General features: G+C 67.4%; 37 protein-coding genes. 1 reads left to right on the forward strand and 36 read right to left on the reverse strand.

The window, feature by feature from the left end:
- Positions 1–158 precede the first annotated feature (158 nt).
- The 3 genes from rpsI to ACFWRO_RS15870 all read right to left on the reverse strand — a co-directional run bounded on the left by rpsI (position 159) and on the right by ACFWRO_RS15870 (position 3,036).
- A complete protein-coding gene (rpsI, locus tag ACFWRO_RS15860) occupies positions 159–686 on the reverse strand; it encodes a 30S ribosomal protein S9 (protein WP_158989449.1) in 528 nt (175 codons plus the stop codon).
- A 44-nt stretch (positions 687–730) separates the two neighbouring features.
- Positions 731–1,174: a 50S ribosomal protein L13 gene (gene rplM / locus ACFWRO_RS15865; protein ID WP_055641831.1), complete on the reverse strand. Its 444-nt coding sequence runs from the start codon at positions 1,172–1,174 to the stop codon at positions 731–733.
- 239 nt (positions 1,175–1,413) lie between these two features.
- Entirely contained in the window at positions 1,414–3,036 is a 1,623-nt protein-coding gene (locus ACFWRO_RS15870; RefSeq protein WP_384510054.1) for an ABC-F family ATP-binding cassette domain-containing protein, read from the reverse strand.
- Positions 3,037–3,092: 56 nt separating this feature from the next.
- Here ACFWRO_RS15870 and ACFWRO_RS15875 point away from each other — a divergent pair, with 56 nt between their 5' ends.
- A complete protein-coding gene (locus ACFWRO_RS15875) occupies positions 3,093–4,046 on the forward strand; it encodes a hypothetical protein (protein WP_384510057.1) in 954 nt (317 codons plus the stop codon).
- A gap of 2 nt (positions 4,047–4,048) precedes the next feature.
- Here the strand turns inward: ACFWRO_RS15875 and ACFWRO_RS15880 are convergent, their stop codons facing one another.
- From ACFWRO_RS15880 to rplC, 33 genes are all read right to left on the reverse strand, one after another.
- The gene (locus ACFWRO_RS15880) at positions 4,049–5,668 is read right to left on the reverse strand and encodes an ArnT family glycosyltransferase (protein ID WP_384510060.1); all 1,620 of its coding nucleotides are present in this window, start codon (positions 5,666–5,668) and stop codon (positions 4,049–4,051) included.
- Entirely contained in the window at positions 5,665–6,675 is a 1,011-nt protein-coding gene (locus ACFWRO_RS15885; protein WP_384510062.1) for a glycoside hydrolase family 26 protein, read from the reverse strand. Before ACFWRO_RS15885 ends, ACFWRO_RS15880 begins: the two co-directional genes overlap by 4 nt.
- On the reverse strand, positions 6,675–8,102 hold the full coding sequence (locus ACFWRO_RS15890; protein WP_384510141.1) for a glycosyltransferase family 2 protein: 1,428 nt from the start codon (positions 8,100–8,102) through the stop codon (positions 6,675–6,677). Before ACFWRO_RS15890 ends, ACFWRO_RS15885 begins: the two co-directional genes overlap by 1 nt.
- A 294-nt stretch (positions 8,103–8,396) precedes the next feature.
- Positions 8,397–9,251, reverse strand: a complete 855-nt coding sequence (truA, locus tag ACFWRO_RS15895) for a tRNA pseudouridine(38-40) synthase TruA (RefSeq protein ID WP_384510065.1) — start codon at positions 9,249–9,251, stop codon at positions 8,397–8,399.
- An 87-nt stretch (positions 9,252–9,338) separates the two neighbouring features.
- The gene (rplQ, locus tag ACFWRO_RS15900; protein WP_362013653.1) at positions 9,339–9,836 is read right to left on the reverse strand and encodes a 50S ribosomal protein L17; all 498 of its coding nucleotides are present in this window, start codon (positions 9,834–9,836) and stop codon (positions 9,339–9,341) included.
- A 140-nt stretch (positions 9,837–9,976) separates the two neighbouring features.
- Entirely contained in the window at positions 9,977–10,999 is a 1,023-nt protein-coding gene (locus ACFWRO_RS15905) for a DNA-directed RNA polymerase subunit alpha (protein ID WP_003966937.1), read from the reverse strand.
- A 144-nt stretch (positions 11,000–11,143) separates the two neighbouring features.
- The gene (gene rpsK / locus ACFWRO_RS15910; RefSeq protein ID WP_003956432.1) at positions 11,144–11,548 is read right to left on the reverse strand and encodes a 30S ribosomal protein S11; all 405 of its coding nucleotides are present in this window, start codon (positions 11,546–11,548) and stop codon (positions 11,144–11,146) included.
- A gap of 66 nt (positions 11,549–11,614) precedes the next feature.
- Positions 11,615–11,995: a 30S ribosomal protein S13 gene (gene rpsM, locus ACFWRO_RS15915; protein ID WP_005313488.1), complete on the reverse strand. Its 381-nt coding sequence runs from the start codon at positions 11,993–11,995 to the stop codon at positions 11,615–11,617.
- A 186-nt stretch (positions 11,996–12,181) separates the two neighbouring features.
- Positions 12,182–12,295 carry a 50S ribosomal protein L36 gene (gene rpmJ / locus ACFWRO_RS15920; protein ID WP_003956441.1) on the reverse strand — a complete coding sequence of 38 codons (114 nt, stop codon included), beginning with the start codon at positions 12,293–12,295 and terminating at the stop codon, positions 12,182–12,184.
- Positions 12,296–12,357: 62 nt separating this feature from the next.
- Positions 12,358–12,579, reverse strand: a complete 222-nt coding sequence (gene infA, locus ACFWRO_RS15925) for a translation initiation factor IF-1 (RefSeq protein WP_003956442.1) — start codon at positions 12,577–12,579, stop codon at positions 12,358–12,360.
- A gap of 357 nt (positions 12,580–12,936) precedes the next feature.
- The gene (map, locus tag ACFWRO_RS15930; RefSeq protein WP_384510144.1) at positions 12,937–13,773 is read right to left on the reverse strand and encodes a type I methionyl aminopeptidase; all 837 of its coding nucleotides are present in this window, start codon (positions 13,771–13,773) and stop codon (positions 12,937–12,939) included.
- Positions 13,774–13,869: 96 nt separating this feature from the next.
- Entirely contained in the window at positions 13,870–14,517 is a 648-nt protein-coding gene (locus tag ACFWRO_RS15935; protein WP_384510069.1) for an adenylate kinase, read from the reverse strand.
- The gene (gene secY / locus ACFWRO_RS15940) at positions 14,517–15,836 is read right to left on the reverse strand and encodes a preprotein translocase subunit SecY (protein WP_384510071.1); all 1,320 of its coding nucleotides are present in this window, start codon (positions 15,834–15,836) and stop codon (positions 14,517–14,519) included. The genes ACFWRO_RS15935 and secY overlap by 1 nt, the downstream gene beginning before the upstream one ends.
- 337 nt (positions 15,837–16,173) lie before the next feature.
- On the reverse strand, positions 16,174–16,629 hold the full coding sequence (gene rplO / locus ACFWRO_RS15945; RefSeq protein ID WP_362013650.1) for a 50S ribosomal protein L15: 456 nt from the start codon (positions 16,627–16,629) through the stop codon (positions 16,174–16,176).
- A gap of 1 nt (position 16,630) precedes the next feature.
- Positions 16,631–16,813: a 50S ribosomal protein L30 gene (rpmD, locus tag ACFWRO_RS15950; RefSeq protein WP_005313525.1), complete on the reverse strand. Its 183-nt coding sequence runs from the start codon at positions 16,811–16,813 to the stop codon at positions 16,631–16,633.
- A complete protein-coding gene (rpsE, locus tag ACFWRO_RS15955; protein ID WP_053682615.1) occupies positions 16,813–17,415 on the reverse strand; it encodes a 30S ribosomal protein S5 in 603 nt (200 codons plus the stop codon). Before rpsE ends, rpmD begins: the two co-directional genes overlap by 1 nt.
- A 45-nt stretch (positions 17,416–17,460) precedes the next feature.
- On the reverse strand, positions 17,461–17,844 hold the full coding sequence (gene rplR, locus ACFWRO_RS15960) for a 50S ribosomal protein L18 (protein WP_361761314.1): 384 nt from the start codon (positions 17,842–17,844) through the stop codon (positions 17,461–17,463).
- Positions 17,845–17,847: 3 nt separating this feature from the next.
- Positions 17,848–18,387 (reverse strand): 50S ribosomal protein L6, encoded by a 540-nt coding sequence (gene rplF / locus ACFWRO_RS15965; RefSeq protein WP_384510075.1) that lies wholly within the window; start codon positions 18,385–18,387, stop codon positions 17,848–17,850.
- A 21-nt stretch (positions 18,388–18,408) separates the two neighbouring features.
- Positions 18,409–18,807 (reverse strand): 30S ribosomal protein S8, encoded by a 399-nt coding sequence (gene rpsH / locus ACFWRO_RS15970; protein ID WP_030209003.1) that lies wholly within the window; start codon positions 18,805–18,807, stop codon positions 18,409–18,411.
- 211 nt (positions 18,808–19,018) lie between these two features.
- Positions 19,019–19,204: a type Z 30S ribosomal protein S14 gene (locus ACFWRO_RS15975; RefSeq protein WP_024491590.1), complete on the reverse strand. Its 186-nt coding sequence runs from the start codon at positions 19,202–19,204 to the stop codon at positions 19,019–19,021.
- Between the two features lie 5 nt (positions 19,205–19,209).
- Complete coding sequence (gene rplE, locus ACFWRO_RS15980; RefSeq protein ID WP_260229393.1) at positions 19,210–19,767, reverse strand: 50S ribosomal protein L5; 558 nt, start codon at positions 19,765–19,767, stop codon at positions 19,210–19,212.
- Entirely contained in the window at positions 19,767–20,078 is a 312-nt protein-coding gene (rplX, locus tag ACFWRO_RS15985; RefSeq protein ID WP_015035583.1) for a 50S ribosomal protein L24, read from the reverse strand. Before rplX ends, rplE begins: the two co-directional genes overlap by 1 nt.
- Before the next feature lie 2 nt (positions 20,079–20,080).
- Positions 20,081–20,449, reverse strand: coding sequence for a 50S ribosomal protein L14 (rplN, locus tag ACFWRO_RS15990; protein ID WP_003956455.1), 369 nt, complete (start codon positions 20,447–20,449; stop codon positions 20,081–20,083).
- Between the two features lie 97 nt (positions 20,450–20,546).
- Complete coding sequence (gene rpsQ / locus ACFWRO_RS15995) at positions 20,547–20,831, reverse strand: 30S ribosomal protein S17 (protein WP_384510079.1); 285 nt, start codon at positions 20,829–20,831, stop codon at positions 20,547–20,549.
- Positions 20,831–21,055 carry a 50S ribosomal protein L29 gene (gene rpmC, locus ACFWRO_RS16000; protein WP_147980754.1) on the reverse strand — a complete coding sequence of 75 codons (225 nt, stop codon included), beginning with the start codon at positions 21,053–21,055 and terminating at the stop codon, positions 20,831–20,833. Before rpmC ends, rpsQ begins: the two co-directional genes overlap by 1 nt.
- On the reverse strand, positions 21,055–21,474 hold the full coding sequence (gene rplP, locus ACFWRO_RS16005) for a 50S ribosomal protein L16 (protein ID WP_015035580.1): 420 nt from the start codon (positions 21,472–21,474) through the stop codon (positions 21,055–21,057). The genes rpmC and rplP overlap by 1 nt, the downstream gene beginning before the upstream one ends.
- Before the next feature lie 5 nt (positions 21,475–21,479).
- Positions 21,480–22,331, reverse strand: a complete 852-nt coding sequence (gene rpsC, locus ACFWRO_RS16010; protein ID WP_030214015.1) for a 30S ribosomal protein S3 — start codon at positions 22,329–22,331, stop codon at positions 21,480–21,482.
- The gene (rplV, locus tag ACFWRO_RS16015; protein WP_135332555.1) at positions 22,331–22,678 is read right to left on the reverse strand and encodes a 50S ribosomal protein L22; all 348 of its coding nucleotides are present in this window, start codon (positions 22,676–22,678) and stop codon (positions 22,331–22,333) included. Before rplV ends, rpsC begins: the two co-directional genes overlap by 1 nt.
- A gap of 42 nt (positions 22,679–22,720) precedes the next feature.
- Entirely contained in the window at positions 22,721–23,002 is a 282-nt protein-coding gene (gene rpsS, locus ACFWRO_RS16020; protein ID WP_383550549.1) for a 30S ribosomal protein S19, read from the reverse strand.
- Between the two features lie 12 nt (positions 23,003–23,014).
- Entirely contained in the window at positions 23,015–23,851 is an 837-nt protein-coding gene (gene rplB, locus ACFWRO_RS16025) for a 50S ribosomal protein L2 (RefSeq protein WP_384510083.1), read from the reverse strand.
- A gap of 39 nt (positions 23,852–23,890) precedes the next feature.
- Complete coding sequence (rplW, locus tag ACFWRO_RS16030) at positions 23,891–24,214, reverse strand: 50S ribosomal protein L23 (RefSeq protein WP_260229396.1); 324 nt, start codon at positions 24,212–24,214, stop codon at positions 23,891–23,893.
- Complete coding sequence (rplD, locus tag ACFWRO_RS16035) at positions 24,214–24,864, reverse strand: 50S ribosomal protein L4 (protein WP_384510086.1); 651 nt, start codon at positions 24,862–24,864, stop codon at positions 24,214–24,216. Before rplD ends, rplW begins: the two co-directional genes overlap by 1 nt.
- A 4-nt stretch (positions 24,865–24,868) precedes the next feature.
- Complete coding sequence (rplC, locus tag ACFWRO_RS16040; RefSeq protein WP_260229398.1) at positions 24,869–25,513, reverse strand: 50S ribosomal protein L3; 645 nt, start codon at positions 25,511–25,513, stop codon at positions 24,869–24,871.

Consider the following 25,513-nt stretch of genomic DNA (forward strand, 5'->3'; position numbering starts at 1 on the left):
CTCCGAAACTGCTCCGAAAAAGTGCGAACCCCTGAGCGCCTGATGCCCGTTTTCGCGCCGAAGCTGTCCGAAAGGCCTCAGAGGGAGGAAAAGACGTACGCCCCGGCAGCACGGGCAGTGCCGCCGGGGCGTACGTGCAAAGCAGACCGAGCAGGCGATTAACGCTTGCTGTACTGCGGGGCCTTACGGGCCTTCTTGAGACCGGCCTTCTTGCGCTCGACCGCACGGTCGTCGCGGGAGAGGAAGCCGGCCTTCTTCAGCGCCGGGCGGTTGTTCTCGACATCCGCCTCGTTCAGCGCACGGGCCACGCCGAGGCGCAGGGCGCCGGCCTGACCCGAGACGCCGCCGCCCGAGATGCGGGCGATGACGTCGTAGCGGTTGTCGAGCTCGAGCACCTTGAAGGGCTCGTTGACTTCCTGCTGGTGCACCTTGTTGGGGAAGTAGTCCTCAAGGGTGCGACCGTTGATCTTCCACTTGCCGGTGCCCGGAACGATCCGGACGCGGGCGATGGCGTTCTTGCGACGGCCCAGGCCGGCGGCCGGCTGCGGGTCGCCGAAGCGGGAAGCCAGGGACTCGGTGGTGTACTCGCCCTCGACGGGAACCTCGGACTCGAAGGTGGTGACCTCCGCGTAGGTCTCCTCGCCCTCGACGCCCTCGACGGGGGTCTCAACAGTGGTCTCGGCCACGATTCTCCTCAGATTTCTTTCGTTCTTAGGGGGTGTGGCCGGAACTACTGCGCGACCTGGGTGATCTCGAACGGGACCGGCTGCTGGGCAGCGTGCGGGTGGTTCTCGCCCGCGTAGACCTTCAGCTTCGAGAGCATCTGACGGCCCAGGGTGTTCTTGGGGATCATGCCCTTGATGGCCTTCTCGACGGCCTTCTCGGGGTTCTTGTCCAGCAGCTCGTCGTAACGGACGGAGCGCAGACCACCCGGGAAGCCGGAGTGGCGGTAAGCCAGCTTCTGGGTCTTCTTGTTGCCGGACAGGTGGACCTTGTCAGCATTGATGATGATGACGAAGTCGCCCATGTCCATGTGGGGGGCGTACACGGGCTTGTGCTTGCCTCGGAGGAGGTTCGCAGCCGTGGTCGCCAGACGGCCCAGGACGATGTCCTGCGCGTCGATGATGTGCCACTGGCGAGTGACATCGCCGGGCTTGGGGCTGTACGTACGCACTTCGTAGCCTTCGCTTCTTCAGTGGATGGAGTCCAGACACACCTGAAGCGATCATGCAGCTGGGGCTGCACTGCCGGGACACCGCCCGTATGCGAGCCACTGGTAACTGCTCCAGGGAACCTGCGTAAGGGCCCTTCGTACGAGAACGACGAAGGGCATACGCATAACAAACCGCAACACTACCCGCGCCACCCCGGACGGGTCAAAACGCGCCCGCCCCTCCGGCCTCCCGCAGGTCCCTACCGCGCCCGCTCCACCCGCCGCTCGTCCCAGACCGGCTCGCTCGTCTCCCGCACGACCCCGTCCGAACCGAAGACCAGGAACCGGTCGAAACTCTTCGCGAACCACCGGTCGTGCGTGACGGCCATCACCGTGCCGTCGTACGAATCGAGCCCGTCCTGCAGCGCCTCCGCCGACTCCAGGTCCAGGTTGTCCGTCGGCTCGTCGAGGAGCAGCGCCGTCGTGCCGGAGAGCTCCAGGAGCAGGATCTGGAAACGGGCCTGCTGGCCGCCCGACAGCTTCTCGAAGGGCTGGTCCCCCTGCGCCTCCAGCTCGTACCGCCGCAGCACCGACATCGCCCCGCCCCGGTCCTTGGCGTGCTCCGACCAGAGGATGTCCACCAGGGAGCGCCCCTGCAGCTCCGGGTGCGCGTGGGTCTGCGCGAAGTGGCCCGCGACGACCCGGGCGCCCAGCTTCCAGTCGCCGGTGTGCGCCACCGACGGGTCCCCGGCGAGCAGCCGCAGGAAGTGCGACTTGCCCGAACCGTTCGAACCGAGGACGGCGACCCGCTCCCCGTAGTAGATCTCCAGCGAGAACGGCTTCATCAGACCCGTCAGCTCAAGGTTCTCGCAGGTCACGGCCCGTACCCCGGTCCGGCCGCCGCGCAGCCGCATCCGGATGTCCTGCTCGCGCGGCGGCTCGGGCGGCGGGCCGGCCTCCTCGAACTTCTTCAGCCGGGTCTGCGCCGCCGCGTACCGGGACGCCATCTCGTGCGAGACCGCCGCCGCCTGCCGCAGGTTGATCACCAGCTTCTTCAGCTGCGCGTGCTTCTCCTCCCAGCGCCGCTTCAGCTCCTCGAAGCGGGCGAACCGCTCGCGCCGCGCCTCGTGGAAGGTCTCGAAGCCACCGCCGTGCACCCAGACGTCCGACCCGGCCGGACCCGGCTCCACCGCGATGATCTTCTGCGCGGCCCGGGCCAGCAGCTCCCGGTCGTGCGAGATGAAGAGCACGGTCTTACGGGTCTCCCGCAGCCGCTCCTCCAGCCACCGCTTGCCGGGCACGTCGAGGTAGTTGTCCGGCTCGTCCAGGAGCAGCACCTCGTCCGTGCCGCGCAGCAGCGACTCCAGGACGAGACGCTTCTGCTCGCCGCCGCTGAGCGTGCGGACCTCACGGAACTGCGCCTTGTCGTACGGGACGCCCAGGGCGGCCATCGTGCACATGTCCCAGACGGTCTCGGCCTCGTACCCCTGGACCTCGGCCCAGTCGCTGAGCGCCTGCGCGTACGCCATCTGCGCGGCCTCGTCGTCGACGGTCATGATCAGGTGCTCGGCCGCGTCGACGGCCTTCGCGGCCTCCCGGATGCGCGGCTGGGCGACCGAGACCAGCAGGTCACGGACCGTACGGTCGTCCCGCACCGAGCCCACGAACTGCGGCATCACGCCGAGCCCGCCGCTCACGGTGACGGAGCCGCCGTGCGGCTGGAGCTCTCCGGAGATCATCCGGAGCAGCGTGGTCTTCCCGGCGCCGTTGGCCCCGACCAGGGCGACGACGGCGCCCTCCCCGACCCGGAAGGAGGCGTCCGCGAGCAGGACCCTCCCGTCGGGAAGGTAGTACTCCAGATGCGCGGCCTCGACGTGTCCCATGCAGGCCATTGTCACCGCCCGCATGGCTCGGCCCCAACCGGTTTAGGATGCGCGGCATGAGCTTTGGGGGACCGCAGTGGCCACAGGAGCCGCAGCAGCCGGGACAGCCGCAGTACGGCCGGCAGCCGGATCAGCAGCAGTACGGCCAGGGATACGGGCAGCAGGGACAGCAGTACGGGCAGCAGCCCAGCCCCTTCCCGGGCGCGACGGCCGACGGGACACCCGACTGGGGCGCCCTCGCGGACGCCTCCGCGGCGGGCCGGCGGCGTAAGCGCTGGCTCGTGATCGGCGGCGGCGCGCTCGCGGCCCTCGTCGTCGGCGCGATCGTCGCCACGGCGGTCGTGAAGAGCGGCAAGACCGACGACACGGCGAAGAACAGCACGGTCACCCCCACCGGCTCCGCCGCCCCCAGCGGCTCCCCCACGCCCGGCCCGACGTTCTCCTCCGTCGCCCCGCCGCCCCCGCCGAACCCCAAGGACTTCATCTCGGACGAGAAGAAGGACAAGGCCCCGCTCAGCGCCGAGGGGCTCTTCCCTGGCAAGAAGCTGACGATGAACGGCCGCGCCTACACCAAGGGCGCGACGTCCTCGACGACCGACTGCGCGAGCGTCGGGGAGGCCGGCCTCGGCGCGGTCCTGAAGAGGAACGGCTGCGACCGGGTGATCCGCGCCACGTACGTGAAGGACGGGGTCGCCCTCACGGTCGGCGTGGCCGTCTTCCCGAACGAGGCGGCGGCGCTGAAGGCGAAGAACCAGGCCACCGGCGGCATCGCCCCGCTGGCAGGCGCGGGCGTGAAGGACTTCTGCCGCGCGACGATCTGTCTGCGCCGGGCGAACTCGATCGGCCGGTACGCGTACTTCACCCAGGCCGGCTTCCTCGACGGCAAGAAGGTCACCAAGTCCGACCAGGCCGTCTTCCGGGCCAGCGACGACCTGGGCACCTTCGCCTTCAACCAGATCTACGCCCGCGGCAAGTCCCAGGCCGCCGCCGCGGCCGGCGCGCCTCGGTAGGTTCAGCGCTTCACCCAGATCCGGTAGTCACCCGCGCCCCGGGCGCCCTCGTACGGAATGCGTCCGAGCAGGCGGTAGTGGGCGTTGTCCCTGAGGGCCCCGGCGACGACCCGGTCCATCGGCGTGCGTCCGTCGAGCACGACCAGATCGAACCAGCCGTCGGCGAGGGCCTTGCGGTAGCCGTCCGCACCGCGGCGCACCGTTCCCCCGGGGTCCCGGTACCGGATGCCGTGGAGCGAGGTCCAGCGGGTCTGGTCGGTGCGGTCCCGCAGGTGGTACGCGACCACATCGCGCTGCGAGGCGAGGTAGCGGCCCATGGCCGGGGTGACGTGCTGCCTGAGCACGGCGTTGAGCCGGTTCGAATCGGGCGAGGAGGCGAACCGCTCGGCCGACTGGGAGATCCCCAGGCACAGCGCGACGACCCACAGGGCGCAGGCCAGCTGCGGCCGACGGAAATGGGCGCCGACGAGCCGGGTCAGCCCGACACCGGCCATGGGTGCGGCGAAGAGCAGGCCGAACCCCAGGTGCTCGTGGAGCGCGACGGAGCTCGCGAGGTGCGTCTGGAACATCGGGGCGAGCAGAGCCGTGCCGCACAGCAGCAGGCCGAGCAGCACACGCCGGGCCCGGCCGGGACCCGCGAGCCGACGGGTCCGCGGCGCTTCGTTCATCCGGCCGCGGACGGCGTACGCGACGGCACCGCCGCAGGCGGTCAGGAACAGCGGGCCACCCCACCACGCCGACCTCTCCAGCAGGTCCAGGGCCCCGTCGGTGCCGGGGCTCCGTGCCGTGAAGATGTCCCGTACGCCGTCAAGAGCGTCCGTGAAGCACAGCCCCGCCACCAGCGGCCCGGCGACACCCAGCGCGAGCAGCACGGCGCGTACGACGCTCGCCCCGCCGCGGTGCGGCCGCGCGACCAGCGCCGCGAGCAGCACGAGCGTCGGCAGGTACAGCACGGAGACGTAGGCGACGCCGACCGCCAGCGCGGCCACCGGTGCGGCGAGGAGCACCAGGGCGGGACGCTCCCGGGCTGTCCGTACGACGATCCAGGTCGCGAGGGCGAGCAGGAACATCGCCGCCGAGTCGTCCGTGGCGACGTGGCCGAGCACGACCGTGGACTGGGTCACCGCGAACAGGGCGGCCGCGGCGAGCGCCGCCCGCTCGTTGAACAGCCGCCGGGTCAGCGCGTACAGCAGCGTCGTGGCGCCGAGCATGAACAGCAGGCAGAGCAGCCGGGCGCCGGTCAGACCGAACCAGGTGTCGGCCAGGGCCGCCAGTACGGGGCTGAGGGCCGGGGCCCCCGAGAGGGGACTCCCCGCGAGGTCCGCCGGTACCGGAGTGCCGTGCAACAGGTGGGCGAGCAGCACATGGCCGGAGTTCAGATAGCGGGCCTCGTCCTGGAAGGCGGTGTTGTCCTGCCGGAGGGAGAGCGCCGCCTGAACGGCCAGGACACCGATCAGGACCGCCCGGGAGACCCAGGTACGCCGCCGGCTGCCCGCCGCGGTCCAGGCCGCTTCCGGAGTCCCGGGGACGTGGTGGGCGACCGTCTCCACGGCGGCCCCGTGGCCGGCGGGCCGCGGGGCGGGCTCGGTGATCACCCCTGGTCGTGGCTCTGTGGACGTCATCGGACCTTCCGCACATCGAAGCCGTAGATGTCGGCGGCGGCCAGCCGTCGGAACTCGGCGAGGGCCTCCGAGCCCTTCGCCAGCCGCCAGTCGGCGCGGGGCGCCTTGTGGTTGAACCAGACGAAACCGACGACGTCGCGGGCCGCCGAGACACCCTTGAACAGCTGACGCACATCGGCGGCCCTGCGACTCCCGGGCACGGCCGCGGTCTCCAGGACGATCAGCGGCTTGGGGCTGAACGTACGGATCTGCGCGATGGTCGGGCCGAAGAGCTCGTCGAACTCGTCCGGCGGGTCGACACGGGTGAAGTAGCCGACCAGACCGACCCAGTCGACGTACGCGTCTCCCGGGTAGTACGGCCGCAGGGCCACTTTCTTCATCGGGTTGATGACGTTCGGCGACCAGGTCCAGATCACGTTGGCCGCGCCGACGTCCGCGAAGACGTCGTGGATGCGCCGCCAGGCCCTGACGTACTCCTCGGGCGTGGCGTGCTCGGTCCCCCACTCCTCCCAGAAGCCGTTCATCTCGTCCGCGAAGGTGATCGCGACGGGCAGGTTCAGCGTGCGCACGGCCCTCGCGTACTCCGCGATGTACCCGTCCGAGGCGCCGTCGGCGATGTCCGCGAGGGAGGTGCGGAACGGCTCCCAGGACAGGACGGTCAGCGCGCCGGACTCCCAGGCCTTGCGCACCCCCGAGCTGTCGAACCCGTCACCCCAGGCCGCGTGGTACTCGATGAGGTTCGGGCGCTTGCCGACCATGACGGTGTAGTCGTCCACCGCCTTCATGGAGTGCGGGGCGCCCTTCATCGCGGCGCCGAAGTACTTCTTCGGCGGGTGGATCAGCGGCCGTACGTCGAAGGGGAGCTCGGGCGCGGCCTTCGACCCGGCGCTCCCCAGCTTCGGCGGTGCGGCGGCCCGCCGGTCGGGCGTGGAGCACGCGGTCAGGACGAGCGCCAGGGCGGCGGACAGCGCGACCGACGCGGGGACGCGACGGAGCATCGGTCGCATCAGTTCTCCCCTCCCGCCCGGGGCTGCACGAGAGCCCGGCCGACGATCAACGCGTAGAACAGTCCGGAGGAGAGCAGGAGGGCGAAGTCGTACGGGTCCATGGTGAGCATCCGCCAGACCGCGGCCACGACCCACAACAGGGCGGTTCCACCGCCCCACACCCACAGGCCGATCCAGAACCGCCTGGTCCCGTTCCGCTTGGCGCGGGAGGACCCGGTGGCCTGCCAGCCCATGCGGTTGCCGCGGAGGATGTCCCAGATCGCGAAGACGTGCGCCCAGCCGTACATCATGCGCACGGCCCAGGCCTCCAGCCGGTACGGGACCCGGTGCCACATCGGGAAGACGATCGTGGTGTAGACGACGCTGGGCAGCACCAGCCAGAGGTACTCGACCCGGAGCTGGTCGGGGAACGCCAGCAGCAGCACGAGCGGGATCACGGGTGCGACGAAGGTGAACAGCGCCGTGTGGAGGTAGTAGAAGAAGCCGGACAGGTAGCAGAGCCGGCTGGCGAACCGGAGCCTGGCCTGCCAGAACTTGGTGCTGCCCAGCAGGCTCATCGAGCCGGCGCACCAGCGGTACTGCTGGTTGAAGAAGGCACCGGCACTGTCCGGGCACACCCCCGCCGCCAGCGCGACCGGCACATAGCGCAGATCCCAGCCGAGGCACCGCAGGTCGAAGCCGGTGTGGACGTCCTCGGAGTGCTCGATCAGGGTGGTGCCGCCGTTCTCCTCCAGCGCCGCGCGCCGGTAGACGGCGCAGCTCCCGACGCAGATGGCGCCGTCGGAGCGCTGCCGGGAGACCTGGACGGCCCGGTAGAACAACTCCTGTACGGCGCCCGCGCCGCGTTCGATCCAGTTCTGGGCGTCAGTCACGCGGAAGAACTGCGGGGACTGGACGATGGCGGTCCGCTCGTCCGCCTCCATGTACGGGAGCAGTTCCTCCAGCAGATCGGCGCGCGGGGCGAAGTCGGCGTCGAGGATGAGGACGTACGCACCGTCCGACTGCCCGAAGCCGAAGTGGAGGTTCCCCGCCTTCTTGAACCATCCGCGCTCGGGGCGGGTGCCGTAGCGGAAGCCGAAGTCGGCCGCCATCGCCCGCAGCTCGGGGCAGCCCGAGTCGTCCAGGACGAACGGCTCGCAGACACCCGGATACCGGTCGGCCAGCCCCCGCACATGGGTCCAGGTGTTGCGCAGGACCTCGATGGGCTCGCCGCACACCGGCAGGAAGACATCGACCGAGGGGTAGGTGGCGGGACTCCACTCGCGCACCAGTCGGCGATGACGCTCGGCGTCGAAGTCGCCGGTGAAGGCGTTCACCCGCAGCGAGATCAGGTAGTAGACCACCGTGAACGTGAGCACGGGGGCGATCATCCACAGGAGGGGCGTGGAGGTCGCGAGTCTGAACTGACTCATCACCAGGCACGCCATGCTGATCAGCGAACCGGCCGTCAGGACCCAGAGGCGACGTCTCGCGTACGCGTCTCTCTCGTCGTCCGAGGGCGGCATCGGCAGCAGGCCGGTCGGCGCTGCCGCCGCCGTCGATCCGGGACCGCCCACGAGCGGTCCCGCTGGCGCTGCTGCTCTCATCTCAGAACTCCCGACCGGCCTCCTCGCACCGAACGGGGCGACGTGCCGGAAATCTAGGACGCTCTGTGACCAACCTCACCATGACGTGGCTGTGCGTAATCGGCATTTAACCCGAAATGCCGAAAAGCCGAAAAATCAGCAACAGCCACTTCCGGGCAGGGTCCGCTTGTTCCTGGCCTCCAGATTGCGGGCGGCCAGGAGCTCGTCGGCCGGGTAGCCGACCTCTTCGAGCGTCAGCCCGTGCGGCCGTACGACGTGCACGGCGGAGTCCCGCACACCCGCGGCGAGCACCTTCCCGGGCCAGTCCACCGGCCGGTGGCCGTCGCCGACGAAGAGCAGCGCGCCGACGAGCGAGCGGACCATGTTGTGGCAGAAGGCGTCGGCCTTCACCGTCGCTTCGAGGACCCCGCCGGGCCGCCGCTCCCACCGCAGCTCCTGGAGCGTACGGATGGTGGTGGCGCCCTCGCGCTTCTTGCAGTACGCGGCGAAGTCGTGCTCGCCGACGAGCCGCTCGGCGGCGGCGTTCATGGCGTCCATGTCGAGCGTCCAGTCGTGCCACAGGACGTGCCCGCGCAGCAGCGGGTCGACCCCGCCGGGGTTGTCGGTCACGCGGTAGACGTACCGCCGCCAGATCGCGGAGAACCGCGCGTTGAACCCGCTGGGAGCCTCGGTGAGCCGCCACACCCGCACATCGTGCGAGAGCCGCCCGGCGAGCCTGCGCAGCAGCTTGTCCTGGTGCTCGGCCCACAGCTCGACGGGCAGGTCGACGTGCGCGACCTGGCCGCGGGCGTGCACACCGGCGTCCGTACGGCCGGCGACGGTCAGCTCGTACGTCTCGGTGGAGCGCGTGACCGTCTTCAGGGCGTCCTCGATGTCACCCTGCACGGTCCGCCGCCCGTTGGCCTGCTTGGCCCAGCCGGAGAAGTCCTTGCCGTCGTAGGAAAGGTCAAGCCGTACCCGTACGAACCCGGGCTCCACGAAGTCACTCACGCGGTAAATCCTCTCAAGCCTCTCAAGACACGGGAACGGGCCCGCACCCCTGAGGGTGCGGGCCCGCCCACGAGATCGTCAGAACGCTTACGCGTCCTTCGACTCCTCGGCCGGCGCCTCAGCGGCGTCCTCGACCTTGGTGTCCTCGACCTTGGCGGCCTCGTCGGCCTCCTTGACGGCGCGCTTGGCAGCGGCCTCGGCCTCGGCGACGGTCGCCTTCTTGGCGATCTCGCCCTCGACCAGCTCGATCACAGCCATCGGGGCGTTGTCGCCACGACGGTTGCCGATCTTGGTGATACGGGTGTAGCCACCCGGGCGCTCGGAGTAGCGCGGGGCGATCTCGGTGAAGAGCGTGTGGACGATGCCCTTGTCCGTGATCGTCTGCAGCACCAGGCGACGGTTGTGGATGTCGCCCTTCTTCGCCTTGGTGATCAGGCGCTCGGCGACCGGACGCAGGCGGCGAGCCTTGGCCTCGGTCGTGGTGATGCGGCCGTGCTCGAAGAGGGACTTCGCCAGGTTGGCGAGCAGCAGACGCTCGTGAGCGGCACTGCCACCGAGGCGGGCACCCTTGGCGGGACGCGGCATGGTGTTTCTCCTTGTGATCTGCACCGGCCGTATGAGGTACCGGTGTCAGTGTCCGAGCGGGCGGTTACCCGTCGGAGACCCGCGCCCCGTGAGGGGCGCGGGGAACTGCGCGACCAGCCACAGCCGGTCCGCAGCAGATATCAGTACTGCTCGGTCTCGACGAAGCCCGCGTCCGCGTCGTCATCGGCGCCGAAGGCGTCGGCGGCGGCGGTCGGGTCGAATCCGGGCGGGCTGTCCTTGAGGGCCAGGCCCATGCCGGCCAGCTTCGCCTTGACCTCGTCGATCGACTTCGCACCGAAGTTGCGGATGTCGAGCAGGTCGGCCTCGGAGCGCGCCACGAGCTCACCCACGGAGTGGATGCCCTCACGCTTGAGGCAGTTGTACGAACGAACGGTGAGCTCGAGCTCCTCGATCGGCAGCGCCAGATCGGCGGCAAGGGCGGCGTCCGTGGGGGACGGGCCCATGTCGATGCCCTCGGCGTCGATGTTGAGCTCGCGCGCCAGACCGAACAGCTCGACCAGCGTCTTACCGGCGGACGCCATGGCGTCGCGCGGCCGCATGGCCTGCTTGGTCTCGACGTCGACGATCAGCTTGTCGAAGTCGGTGCGCTGCTCGACACGGGTCGCCTCGACCTTGTACGTGACCTTGAGCACCGGCGAGTAGATGGAGTCGACCGGGATACGGCCGATCTCCTGGCCCACCTGCTTGTTCTGCACGGCGGAGACGTAGCCGCGACCGCGCTCGACGGTCAGCTCCATCTCCAGCTTGCCCTTGCCGTTGAGCGTGGCGAGCACCAGGTCGGGGTTGTGCACCTCGACACCGGCCGGCGGGGCGATGTCAGCAGCGGTGACCAGGCCGGGACCCTGCTTGCGCAGGTACATCACGACCGGCTCGTCGTGCTCCGAGGAGACGACCAGCTGCTTGATGTTCAGGATGAGGTCGGTGACGTCCTCCTTGACGCCCGGCACGGTGGTGAACTCGTGCAGGACACCGTCGATCCGGATGGACGTGACTGCGGCGCCCGGGATCGAGGAGAGGAGGGTACGGCGGAGGCTGTTGCCGAGCGTGTAGCCGAAGCCCGGCTCCAGGGGCTCGATGACGAACCGCGAACGGAACTCGTCGACGACCTCTTCGGTCAGCGAGGGACGCTGAGCGATCAGCATGGTGTGAATCCTTCGGTTGTGGACGCCCACTATTTGACGTCCGACAGAGAGGTACTACCAAGGGTACGGGCGGCACCCCTCCGAAGAGGTGTACCGCCCAACCCTCAAAACAACCGTTGCCGGTCGTACATCAGACGCAGAGCGTCAGACGCGACGACGCTTCGGCGGACGGCAGCCGTTGTGCGGCGTGGGGGTGACGTCCTGGATCGAGCCGACCTCGAGGCCGGTGGCCTGGAGGGAGCGGATCGCGGTCTCACGGCCGGAGCCGGGACCCTTGACGAAGACGTCGACCTTGCGCATGCCGTGCTCCTGCGCGCGGCGAGCGGCCGACTCGGCGGCCATCTGCGCGGCGAACGGGGTGGACTTGCGCGAGCCCTTGAAGCCGACGTGGCCGGCGGAGGCCCAGGAGATCACGTTGCCCGAGGGGTCCGTGATCGAGACGATCGTGTTGTTGAACGTGCTCTTGATGTGCGCGTGGCCGTGAGCGACGTTCTTCTTTTCCTTGCGGCGCACCTTCTTGGCAGCGCCCTGACGACCCTTGGGGGGCATCTATTACTCCTACGGGAGGTGGTCGGTCCTACAGCGAAGACCGCTTGGTCGAGCGTCCGCTGAGGACTACTTCTTGCCCGGCTTCTTCTTACCGGCGATGGCGCGACGCGGGCCCTTGCGGGTACGGGCGTTCGTGCTGGTGCGCTGTCCGTGCACGGGCAGGCCACGACGGTGACGGATGCCCTGGTAGCACTGGATCTCGATCTTGCGGCGGATGTCGCCCTGGATCTCGCGGCGGAGGTCACCCTCGGTCTGGAGGTTGGCGTCCACGTACTCGCGGATCTTGACCAGGTCCTCTTCGGCCAGGTCACGAACGCGGGTGTTCGGGTTCACGCCGGTCGAGGCGAGGATCTCCTTGGACCGGGTACGCCCGATACCGAAGACGTAGGTGAGTGCGATCTCCACACGCTTTTCGCGCGGGATGTCAACACCGGAAACGCGTGCCATTCAATGGCTCCTGTGTGTTCGGGGGTCTTCCGCAGTGCCGCTCCCCATTCGCCGTATGAGGTACGAATCGGGTCTCCGGCCCCCGCCGGAGGTGCCGCCGACCCTTGCGGGCTGGGCGGGCTCTGCGTATGTACGAATTGCTTGCGTCGCGCGAAGAACTGCGGGGTGCAGGTCGGTCGGCGTGCGTCAGCCCTGGCGCTGCTTGTGGCGCAGGTTGTCGCAGATGACCATGACCCGACCGTGACGGCGGATCACCTTGCACTTGTCGCAGATCTTCTTGACGCTCGGCTTGACCTTCATGGGATGTGAGGTTCTCCGGGTCAGTGCCACCACCCGCGGCAGAGCCGGGGTGCGGGCAAGATCTACTTGTACCGGTAGACGATGCGGCCGCGCGTCAGGTCGTACGGAGAGAGCTCCACGACGACCCGGTCGTCCGGAAGGATCCGGATGTAGTGCATCCGCATCTTGCCGGAGATGTGCGCGAGGACTTTGTGACCGTTCTGGAGCTCCACCTTGAACATGGCGTTCGGCAGAGACTCGATCACGGTGCCCTCGATCTCGATGGCACCTTGCTTCTTGGCCACTCTTCGCCCTTCGAATCGGCTACCTTGATCGACTCCCGATCCGTGTGCGGACACACGGGTACACGAGAGCCGACGCATCAGTCTACGTCAGGCCCCTGGAAAAGACGAATCCGGAGAGTTTGCCCACCCGGAAAGATCCTTACGCAAGGAGCCACGCCGCACTACGAAGCCCTTACGCCAGCGGATCCGGCGCCGCCACGACGCCCAGCTCGGCAAGCTTCGCCTTGCCTCCGACCCATTCCTCGACGCAGCCCTCGCGGGCTCGGCGCCCTGGGGGCGCCTCACAGGCTTCGGGCAGCTGCGCCGGCCTCCGACCGGCGGAGCCGGGGCGAGGGGCAGAGCGACCCGCGCGCTCGCCTACGCCAGCGGGTCCGGCGCCGCCACGACGCCCAGCTCGGCAAGCTTCGCCTTGCCGCCGTCCGGGGCGGTCAGGACCAGCGGGCCGTCCTCCGTCAGGGCGATCGAGTGCTCCCAGTGGGAGGACCAGGTGCCGTCCGTGGAGACGACCGTCCAGTCGTCCGCAAGGACCTCCGTGTGCGGGGTGCCGAGCGCGACCATCGGCTCGATCGCCAGGCAGAAGCCGGGGACCAGCTTCGGGCCCTTGCCGCGCTTGCGGGTGACGTAGTTCAGCAGGTGCGGGTCCATGTGCATCTCGGTGCCGATGCCGTGGCCGCCGTAGTCCTCGACGATGCCGTACTTGCCGCCGCCGGGCTTCGGCTGGCGGCGGATGTACGTCTCGATCGCCCGCGAGATGTCCACCAGGCGGTTGCCGGCCTTCATCGCGGCGATACCGGCCCACATCGACTCCTCGGTCACCCGGGAGAGCTCGACCAGCTCCGGGGCGTGACCGGTGCCGACGAAGGCCGTGTACGCGGCGTCGCCGTGCCAGCCGTCGATGATCGCGCCGGCGTCGATGGAGATGATGTCGCCGTCCTTGAGGACGGTCTTCTCGTCCGGGATGCCGTGTACGACGACCTCGTTCACCGAGGTGCAGATCGTGGCGGGGAAGCCGCCGTACCCGAGGAAGTTCGACTTCGCGCCGTGGTCCGCGATGACCTTGCGGGCGACCTCGTCGAGGTCCTTCGTCGTCGCTCCCGGCACGGCCGCCTCGCGTGTGGCCGCGTGGATGGCTGCGACGACCAGCCCCGCCTCGCGCATCTTCGCGATCTGCTCAGGGGTCTTGATCTGCACCATCGTGACGGGGGCCTTTCCTTGCGAGTACACGGACAGAACAACGATACGGCCGCGGCGCCCCCCAGGGGCACCGCGGCCGTGTCGTACGAACCAGGGCTACTTCTTGAGCGCGGCCATCGCCTTCGCGGTGACCTCGTCCACCTTGCCGAGCGCCGAGATCGTCACGACCAGGTTCTGCGCCCGGTAGTAGTCGATGATCGGCTCGGTCTGCGTGTGGTAGACCTCCAGGCGCCGGCGGACGGTCTCCTCGGAGTCGTCGTCGCGCTGGAAGAGCTCGCCGCCGCAGACGTCACAGACGCCCTCGGTCTTCGGAGCGTTGTACGTCAGGTGGAACACGTGCGCGCTGTCGTTGCGGCAGATGCGGCGACCCGCGATCCGCTTCACGACCTCGTCCTCGGGGACCTCCAGGTCCAGGACCGCGTCCAGCTGCATGTCCTCGGCCTTCAGGACCACGTCCAGCGCCTCGGCCTGAGCCACGTTGCGCGGGAAGCCGTCGAGCAGGAAGCCGTTGACGGCGTCGGCCTGCTCCATGCGGTCCTTGGCCATCCCGATGGTCACCTCGTCGGGCACGAGGTCGCCGGCGTCCATGTACGCCTTTGCCTTCATGCCCAGCTCCGTGCCCTGCGAGATGTTGGCACGGAACAGGTCACCGGTGGAGATGTGCGGAATTTCCAGGTTCTTGGCAAGGAACGCGGCCTGCGTACCCTTCCCGGCCCCGGGCGGTCCGACGAGGACGATTCGCATCAGCGGAGGAACCCTTCGTAATTGCGCTGCTGGAGCTGGCTCTCGATCTGCTTCACGGTCTCCAGCCCCACACCCACGATGATGAGGATGCTCGTCCCACCGAAGGGGAAGTTGGCATTGGCACCGCCGAAGCCCGCCAACGCCATCGTCGGCACAAGAGCGATCAGACCCAGATACAGCGAGCCCGGCCAAGTGATCCTGTTGAGCACGTAGCTCAGGTACTCGGCAGTAGGTCGACCAGCCCGGATACCCGGGATGAAGCCACCATACTTCTTCATGTTGTCCGCGACTTCCTCGGGGTTGAACGAGATCGCCACGTAGAAGAAGGCGAAGAACACGATCAGGAGGAAGTACGTAGCGATGTAGTAGGGGTGGTCACCCTTGACGAAGTGGGCTTCGATCCAGGTCTTCCACCCTGCGGACGAGCTCGAGAACTGAGCGATCAAGGCCGGGATGTAGAGCAGCGACGAGGCGAAGATGACAGGAATCACACCTGCCTGGTTCACCTTGAGCGGGATGTAAGTGGACGTACCGCCGTAGGACCTGCGGCCGATCATCCGCTTCGCGTACTGCACCGGGATGCGACGCTGGGCCTGCTCGACGAAGACGACGAGGCCGACCATCGCGAATCCGACGAGGATCACGGTGCCGAACTCGATCCAGCCGTCGGCCAGGTCACCCTCGACCTTGATCTTCCACAGCGCGCCGGGGAAGCCGGCGGCGATCGAGATGAACATCAGGATCGACATGCCGTTGCCGATGCCGCGGTCGGTGATGACCTCACCCATCCACATGACCACCGCGGTACCGGCGGTCATCGTGATGACCATCGTGGTGATGGTGAAGATCGACGGGTTCGGAACGACCTGGTTGGCGACCGTGCAGCCGCTGAACAGCGCACCGCTCTTCGCCGTGGCGACGAGGCCGGTCCCCTGGAGGACGGCGAGCGCGATCGTCAGATAACGCGTGTACTGCGTGATCTTGGCCGTGCCCGACTGTCCCTCCTTCTTGAGGGCCTCGAGGCGGGGGATCACCACGGTCAGCAGCTGCAGGATGATGCTCGCCGTGATGTACGGCATGATGCCGAGCGCGAAGATCGTGATCTGCAGCAGCGCCCCGCCACTGAACATGTTCACCAGACCGAACAGGGAGTTGTTGCCCTGGCTCGCCTGGTCCACACACTGCTGGACGGCCTGGTAACTGACACCGGGTACGGGGATGTGCGCCCCGAGCCGGTACAGCACGATGATGCCGAGCGTGAAGAGAATCTTCTTGCGCAGGTCGGGCGTCTTGAACGCCCGGGCGAACGCGGTGAGCACGGTGCCTCCTGCGACCCCCGCGTTACGCGCGTGAGGGTGACGGTTTGAAGTGTGAGCAATTACAGAACACGGCAGCCGCACGCAACAAGCGCAGACTGCCGGGGAAGCTAACAGCCGCTACCATACCCGCCCCTACAGCCAGCGGGAAACGTCTCTCAGGCACGTCAACCCGGTATCGGCCACCGTTCGAGCGGATCGTGCCCCCAGGGCCGGTTACGGGAGTCCTGTACGACCGTTGACATGCCCTCAGGGGCCAGGGCGGCACGGAGGGTCGCAAGAAGCCCGGCCGGCTCCCCCGAGGGGGAACCGGCCGGGCTCAGTGCTGTCAGGCCGAGACTCAGACGAGCTCGGTGACGGTGCCACCAGCGGCGGCGATCTTCTCCTTGGCGGAGCCGGAGACGGCGTCAACCGAAACCTGCAGCGCCACGGTGATCTCGCCGGTGCCGAGCACCTTGACGAGCTGGTTCTTGCGAACCGCACCCTTGGCGACCAGATCGGCCACCGTGACCTCGCCACCCTGCGGGTAGAGCGCGGCCAGCTTGTCCAGGTTCACGACCTGGAACTCGGTGCGGAACGGGTTCTTGAAGCCCTTGAGCTTCGGCAGACGCATGTGGAGGGGCATCTGCCCACCCTCGAAGCGCTGCGGAACCTGGTAACGGGCCTTGGTGCCCTTGGTACCACGACCGGCCGTCTTACCCTTCGACGCCTCACCACGACCCACACGGGTCTTGGCGGTCTTGGCGCCCGGGGCGGGACGGAGGTTGTGGACCTTCAGCGGGTTGTTCTCCGCCATGTCAGTCGACCTCCTCAACCGTCACGAGGTGGCGGACGGTGTGCACCATTCCGCGGAACTCGGGGCGGTCCTCCTTGACGACCACGTCGTTCAGGCGCTTGAGCCCGAGCGAACGCAGGGTGTCGCGGTGGTTCTGCTTGCTGCCGATGTACGACTTCGTCTGCGTGATCTTGAGGCGAGCCATTACGCACCCGCTCCCGCACGTGCACGAAGCAGAGCCGCGGGGGCGACGTCCTCGAGGGGCAGACCACGGCGAGCCGCGATCTCCTCGGGACGCTGCAGGCCCTTGAGGGCCGCCACGGTCGCGTGCACGATGTTGATCGCGTTCGAAGAGCCGAGCGACTTCGACAGGATGTCGTGAACGCCGGCGCACTCCAGAACGGCGCGCACCGGGCCACCGGCGATAACACCGGTACCGGGGGAAGCCGGCTTCAGCAGCACGACGCCCGCGGCACGCTCACCCGTGATCGGGTGCGGGATGGTGCCCTGGATGCGGGGAACCTTGAAGAAGTTCTTCTTGGCTTCCTCGACACCCTTGGCGATGGCCGCGGGAACTTCCTTGGCCTTGCCGTAACCGACACCTACGGTGCCGTCACCATCGCCCACCACGACCAGCGCGGTGAAGCTGAAGCGACGACCACCCTTGACAACCTTGGCGACGCGGTTGATCGCGACAACGCGCTCAACGTACGCGGTCTTCTCGGCGGCAGGGCCACCGTCGCGGCCCTTCCGGTCCCGCCGCTCGCCGCCACCGGCACCGCTTCCGCGGCGCTGGGGTCCAGCCATTGGATTACCTCTCTCTGTTACGTCCGTTAGTCCCGGAACCGGGGCTTAGAACTTCAGCCCGGCTTCGCGGGCGGCGTCAGCCAGAGCGGCAATGCGCCCGGCGTACCTGTTGCCACCACGGTCGAACACGACAGTCTCGACACCAGCGGCCTTGGCGCGCTCGGCGACAAGAGCGCCGACCTGCTTGGCCTGCGTCGACTTGTCACCCTCGCCACCGCGGATCGACGCGTCCAGGTTCGACGCGGACGCAAGGGTGTGACCCTTGAGGTCGTCGATGACCTGAGCGGTGATGCCCCGGTTGGAACGCGTCACGACGAGGCGCGGACGCTCCGCCGTACCCGACACGTTCTTGCGGATGCGGATGTGGCGGCGAGCCTTGGCCGCACGCTTGTAAGCGTCGCCCTTGGCGATCTTCACACCGTATGCCATGGCTTACTTACCAGCCTTTCCGACCTTGCGGCGGATGACCTCGCCGGCGTACTTGACGCCCTTGGCCTTGTACGGGTCGGGCTTCCGCAGCTTGCGGATGTTCGCCGCGACCTCGCCGACCTTCTGCTTGTCGATGCCCTCGACCGAGAACTTGGTCGGGGACTCGACCTTGAACGAGATGCCCTCGGGCGCCTCGACCAGGATCGGGTGGCTGTAGCCGAGCTGGAACTCCAGGCTGGAGCCCTTCGCGGCAACGCGGTAACCGACACCGCTGATCTCGAGCGCCTTCACGTAACCCTGGGTCACACCGGTGATCATGTTGGCCACCAGCGTGCGGGACAGGCCGTGGAGGGCCTTGTTCTGACGCTCGTCGTTCGGGCGGGTGACGTTGAGAACGCCGTCCTCACCCTTAACGATGTCGATCGGCGCGGCAACGGTGTGGCTCAGGGTGCCCTTGGAACCCTTCACCGTGACCGCGCGGCCCTCGATGGTGACGTCCACGCCGGCGGGAACCTGGATAGGCAGCTTGCCAATACGCGACATTAGCTATTCCTCCGTTCCCGACTACCAGACGTAGGCGAGGACTTCCCCACCTACGCCCTTCTTGCCTGCCTGCTGGCCGGTCAGGAGACCGTGGGACGTGGAGATGATCGCCACGCCCAGGCCACCGAGAACCTTCGGCAGGTTGGTGGACTTCGCGTAAACCCGGAGGCCCGGCTTCGAGATCCGCTTGATGCCCGCGATGGAGCGCTCACGGTTCGGACCGAACTTGAGCTCGAGGACGAGGTTCTTGCCGACTTCGGCGTCCTCGACCTTCCAGCCCGTGATGAAGCCCTCCTGCTGGAGGATTTCCGCGATGTGAGACTTGATCTTGCTGTGCGGCATCGTCACGGTGTCGTGGTATGCCGAGTTCGCGTTACGCAGACGAGTCAGCATGTCCGCGATCGGATCAGTCATGGTCATGAATTGGCCTTCGGCCTCTCTCGCCGGGGTTTCCTGTATGCGCCATCCCTCTCCCCACACAGGGGCGGGACGGGTGCGGCGCGGGGACCTACGGCGTAGTAAGTCGTACGGGCGGCAGACGCCCAACCCTCCTAGCCTAAGCCATGGAAGGGTGGGCCTCTGCCAACCCATTGCTTACCGAGAGACTCCGGTTATCCCAGAAGTACGGGGATTACCAGGAGCTCTTGGTCACGCCCGGCAGCTCGCCACGGTGAGCCATCTCACGAAGGCACACGCGGCACAGGCCGAACTTGCGGTACACGGAGTGGGGACGGCCACAGCGCTGGCAGCGCGTGTAGCCGCGCACGCCGAACTTAGGCTTGCGGGCAGCCTTCGCGATGAGGGACTTCTTCGCCATCTCGCTTACGCCTCCTTGAAGGGGAAGCCGAGGTGACGGAGAAGGGCGCGGCCCTCAGCGTCGTTGGTCGCCGTGGTGACCACGGTGATGTCCATACCCCGGACACGGTCGATCTTGTCCTGGTCGATCTCGTGGAACATGACCTGCTCCGTGAGACCGAAGGTGTAGTTGCCACGCCCGTCGAACTGCTTGGGGGACAGACCACGGAAGTCGCGGATGCGCGGAAGCGCGAGCGACAGGGTGCGGTCCAGGAACTCCCACATGCGGTCGCCACGGAGGGTGACGTGCGCACCGATCGGCTGGCCCTCACGCAGCTTGAACTGCGCGATGGACTTGCGAGCCTTGGTGACGGCCGGCTTCTGACCGGTGATCGTGGTGAGGTCGCGGATGGCGCCCTCGATCAGCTTGGAGTCGCGGGCGGCGTCGCCCACACCCATGTTGACCACGACCTTGACGAGACCGGGGATCTGCATGACGTTCTCGTACGAGAACTCCTCACGCAGCTTGCCCGCGATCTCCTCGCGGTACTTCGTCTTGAGACGCGGAGTGGTGGTGGTAGCCATCAGATGTCCTCACCCGTCCGCTTGGCAACGCGGATCTTGTTGCCCTCGTCGTCGAAGCGGTAACCGACGCGCGTGACGACCTTCTTGCCGTCCTTCTCAACGACCAGCTGGACGTTGGAGACGTGGACAGGCGCCTCGGTCGTGACGATGCCACCGGCCTGCGACGGGCCGGCCTTGGTGTGCTTCTTGACCCGGTTGACACCCTCGACCAGGACGCGGTTCTCGCGGGGGAAGGCCGTGATGACCTTGCCCTGCTTGCCCTTGTCCTTACCGGTGATGACCTGAACCAGGTCGCCCTTCTTGATCTTCATGCTTACAGCACCTCCGGCGCGAGCGAGATGATCTTCATGAACTTCTTCTCGCGCAGCTCACGGCCGACCGGGCCGAAGATACGGGTGCCGCGAGGGTCGCCGTCGTTCTTGAGAATGACAGCGGCGTTCTCGTCGAAGCGGATGTACGAGCCGTCCTGGCGGCGGCGCTCCTTGACGGTGCGAACGATGACAGCCTTGACGACGTCACCCTTCTTCACGTTGCCGCCGGGGATCGCGTCCTTGACGGTGGCGACGATGACGTCACCGATGCCCGCGTAGCGGCGACCGGAGCCACCGAGAACACGGATGCAAAGGATCTCCTTGGCACCAGTGTTGTCGGCGACACGCAGTCGCGACTCCTGCTGGATCACGTCTATCTCCTGATTGTCTGCCGGTTCCCGGCAGGGGCACCGAAGTGCCCCTGCCGAGCCTGGCGGAACGAACTCGAAGGGTTACCCCTTCAAGTGCTTACTTGGCCTTCTCGAGGATCTCGATGACGCGCCAGTGCTTCGTGGCGGACAGCTTCCGGGTCTCCATCAGGAGGACGCGGTCGCCGATGCCGGCAGCGTTGGTCTCGTCGTGAGCCTTGAGCTTGTTCGTACGGCGGATGACCTTGCCGTACAGCGCGTGCTTGACGCGGTCCTCGACAGCGACGACGACGGTCTTGTCCATCTTGTCGCTGACGACCAGGCCCTCGCGGACCTTGCGAGCGTTGCGCTCGGTCTTCTGCTCAGTCACATTGCTCTCGCTCATCAGGCGTTCTCCACCGTCTCGATGCCCAGCTCGCGCTCACGCATCAGGGTGTAGATCCGGGCGATGTCCTTACGGACGGACTTGAGCCGACCGTGGTTCTCGAGCTGGCCCGTCGCCGCCTGGAAGCGGAGGTTGAACAGCTCTTCCTTGGCCTCGCGGAGCTTGTTGAGAAGCTCTTCGTTGCCCAGCTCGCGCAGCTCGGACGCCTTGGTACCGGCGGTCATCACAGCTCACCTGCTTCGCGCTTAACGATCTTGCACTTCATCGGCAGCTTGTGGGCCGCACGGGTCAGGGCCTCGCGCGCGATCTTCTCGTTCGGGTAGGACAGCTCGAACATCACCCGACCGGGCTTGACGTTCGCGATCCACCACTCCGGCGAACCCTTACCGGAACCCATGCGGGTCTCGGCAGGCTTCTTGGTCAGCGGGCGGTCCGGGTAGATGTTGATCCAGACCTTGCCGCCACGCTTGATGTGGCGGGTCATCGCGATACGAGCCGCCTCGATCTGGCGGTTCGTCACGTACGCCGGCGTGAGGGCCTGAATGCCGTACTCGCCGAACGCAACCTGCGTGCCACCCTTGCTCATACCCGAGCGCTTGGGGTGGTGCTGCTTGCGGTGCTTGACCCTACGGGGGATCAGCATTTCGGTCAGGCCTCCGTTCCGGTGCTCTCAGCCGGAGCGGCAGCGGCGGCGGGAGCGTCGGCCTTGGGGGCCTCGGCAGCCGGCGCGGACTGCTGCTGCGGCTTGCGGCCGCGGCCGCCACGCTCGCCACCACGGCCACCACGGCCGGCGGGACGGTCGCCAGCGCCACCCGCACCACGGGCCGGGCGGTTACCCGCACGGGCCGCAGCGTTCTCGGCGCGGACCTCGGCGATGTTCTTGACGTCGCCCTTGTAGATCCAGACCTTCACGCCGATGCGGCCGAAGGTCGTCTTGGCCTCGAAGAAGCCGTAGTCGACGTTCGCACGGAGGGTGTGCAGGGGCACGCGGCCCTCGCGGTAGAACTCCGAGCGGGACATCTCGGCGCCGCCGAGGCGACCGCCGCACTGGATCTTGATGCCCTTGGCGCCGGCCTTCATCGTGCCCTGCATGCTCTTACGCATGGCGCGACGGAAGGAGACGCGGGAGGAGAGCTGCTCGGCAACGGCCTGAGCAACCAGCTGAGCGTCCATCTCGGGGTTCTTGACCTCGAGGATGTTCAGCTGGACCTGCTTGCCCGTGAGCTTCTCGAGGTCACCGCGGATGCGGTCGGCCTCGGCGCCACGGCGGCCGATGACGATGCCGGGACGCGCGGTGTGGATGTCCACCCGCACGCGGTCACGGGTGCGCTCGATCTCAACCTTCGAGATGCCGGCGCGCTCCATGCCGGACGTCATCATCCGACGGATGGCGACGTCTTCCTTGACGTAGTCCTTGTACAGCTTGTCGGCGTACCAACGGGACTTGAAGTCCGTGGTGATGCCGAGCCGGAACCCATGCGGGTTAACCTTCTGGCCCATTACCGGGTTCCTTCCTTGCTGCTGACGACCACGGTGATGTGGCTGGTCCGCTTACGGATCCGGTAGGCACGGCCCTGAGCACGCGGACGGAACCGCTTCAGGGTCGGGCCCTCATCCACGAACGCCTCGCTGATGAACAGCGAAGAGGCGTCACTGTGGTCGTAGTTGTGCGCGGCGTTGGCAATGGCGCTGTCAAGCACCTTGCCGACCGGCACGCTCGCGGCCTGCGGGGCGAAACGCAGGACCGCCTGAGCCTCCGTGGCATCCATGCCACGGATAAGGTCCACCACTCGGCGGGCCTTCATGGGCGTAACGCGGATGTACCGCGCCTGGGCCCTGGCTTCCATGGTTGTCCTTCCAGTGTCTGTCATGGTCATTCCACCCCGCTACTAGCGGCGCTTCGACTTCCGGTCGTCCTTGACGTGACCCCGGAAGGTGCGCGTCGGCGAGAACTCGCCGAGCTTGTGGCCGACCATCGACTCGGTGACAAACACCGGAATGTGGGTCTTGCCGTTGTGCACCGCGATCGTGTGGCCGAGGAAGGCCGGGATGATCATCGAGCGACGGGACCAGGTCTTGATGACGTTCTTGGTACCAGCTTCGTTCTGAGCGTCCACCTTCTTTACGAGGTGGCCGTCAACGAAGGGTCCCTTCTTGAGACTGCGCGGCATCTAAACCCGCTCCTAGCGCTTCTTGTTCGTCTTGCGGCGGCGGACGATGTACTTGTCGCTGGCCTTGTTACGGTCGCGAGTACGCATTTCCTTCTTGCCCCACGGGGACACGGGGTGTCGACCACCGCTGGTCTTACCCTCACCACCACCGTGCGGGTGGTCGACCGGGTTCATCGCGACACCACGGACGGTCGGGCGAACGCCCTTCCACCGCATACGGCCGGCCTTGCCCCAGTTGATGTTCGACTGCTCGGCGTTGCCGACCTCACCGACGGTCGCGCGGCAGCGCGCGTCGACCAGGCGGATCTCACCGGAAGGCATACGAAGGTGGGCCATCGTGCCCTCCTTCGCGAGCAGCTGCACCGAAGCACCCGCGGAACGGGCGAACTTGGCGCCACCACCGGGACGGAGCTCGATCGCGTGGATCGTGGTACCGACCGGGATGTTGCGGAGCGCGAGGTTGTTGCCCGGCTTGATGTCGGCGCCAGGGCCGTTCTCAATCCGGTCACCCTGCTGCAGACCGCGCGGCGCGATGATGTAGCGCTTCTCGCCGTCGGCGTAGTGCAGCAGCGCGATGCGCGCGGTGCGGTTGGGGTCGTACTCGATGTGCGCGACCTTGGCCGGCACGCCGTCCTTGTCGTGACGACGGAAGTCGATCACGCGGTAGGCGCGCTTGTGTCCGCCACCCTGGTGGCGAACGGTGATCCGACCGGCGTTGTTACGGCCGCCCTTGCTGTGCAGCGGGCGAACCAGCGACTTCTCCGGCGTGGACCGCGTGATCTCGACGAAGTCGGCTACGGAGGAGCCACGACGGCCCGGCGTAGTCGGCTTGTACTTGCGGATTCCCATTTCTCAGTCCTCGTCCGATTCCGGACGACTCGACCGCCGTCAGGCGGTCGGGCCGCCGAAGATGTCGATACGGTTGCCCTCGGCAAGGGTCACGATGGCGCGCTTGGTGTCCTTGCGCTTACCGAAACCGGCCTTGGTGCGCTTGCGCTTGCCCTGGCGGTTGATCGTGTTGACCCCGGTGACCTTGACCGAGAAGACCGCCTCGACGGCCTGCTTGATCTGAGTCTTGTTGGCGCCGGGCGCAACGATGAACGTGTACTTGTTCTCGTCGAGCAGCGCGTAGCTCTTCTCGGAAACAACCGGCTTGACGAGGATGTCACGCGGGTCCGTGAAGGTCTTGCTGGTGATCGTGGCCTCGGACATCAGGCCTCGCTCCCTTCGTTGTCAGCGGCCTTGGGGCCAGACACGAAGGACTCGAGGGCGGCCTGGGTGAAGACCACGTCGTCGGATCGCATCACGTCGTACGTGTTCAGCTGGCCCGGCTCCAGGATGTGCACCTGGGGCAGGTTGCGGGCGGACAGCCACGCGGCCTCGTCGGCGCGGTCGACGACCAGGAGCAGGTTCTTGCGCTCCGAGATCTTGCCGAACAGCGTCTTGGCGGCCTTGGTGGAGATGCCGCTCTCGACCACGCCGGAGACGACGTGGATGCGGGAGTGGTTCGCCCGGTCGGAGAGGGCACCGCGGAGGGCGGCGACCTTCATCTTCTTGGGGGTCCGCTGCGAGTAGTCACGCGGCACGGGACCGTGCACGACGCCACCACCGGCGAACTGCGGGGCGCGGGTCGAACCCTGACGGGCGCGGCCGGTGCCCTTCTGGCGGTACGGCTTCTTGCCACCACCACGGACCTCGCCACGACGCTTGACCTTGTGCGTGCCCTGACGGGCGGCGGCCAGCTGCGCGACGACGACCTGGTGGATCAGCGGGATGCTGATCTTGGCCTCGAAGATCTCGGCCGGGAGCTCGACGGTCCCGGTCTTGTCGCCGGAGGGCGACAGAATGTCAATGGTGCTCATATCCTCAGGCCCCCTTGGCCGCGGTGCGGACCAGGACGAGGCCGCCGTTCGGACCAGGAACCGCACCCTTGATCAGGAGCAGGCCCTTCTCCGCGTCAACGGCGTGAACGGTCAGGTTCTGGGTGGTCACGCGCTCGTTACCCATCCGGCCGGCCATGCGCATGCCCTTGAAAACACGGCCGGGGGTGGCGCAGCCACCGATCGAACCGGGCTTACGGTGCACGCGGTGGGCACCGTGGGAGGCCTTGCCACCACGGAAGTTGTGGCGCTTCATGACACCGGCGAAGCCCTTGCCCTTGCTCTTACCGGTGACGTCGACCTTCACACCGGCCTCGAAGAGCTCGGCGGTGATTTCCTGGCCGAGCGTGTACTCGGAGGCGTCAGCGGTGCGGAGCTCCACAAGGTGACGGCGCGGGGTGACGTCGGCCTTGGCGAAGTGGCCCTTGAGGGGCTTGTTCACCTTGCGCGGGTCGATCTCGCCGAAGGCGATCTGGACCGACTCGTAGCCGTCGATGTCGTTCGTACGCACCTGGGTCACGACATTGGGGCCGGCCTTGACGACGGTCACCGGGACAACCCGGTTGTTCTCGTCCCAGACCTGCGTCATGCCGAGCTTCTCGCCCAGGATGCCCTTGATGTTCTTAGCCAT

It is taken from the genome of Streptomyces sp. NPDC058579, from assembly GCF_042718575.1.
In the GTDB taxonomy this organism is placed as follows: Bacteria; Actinomycetota; Actinomycetes; order Streptomycetales; family Streptomycetaceae; genus Streptomyces.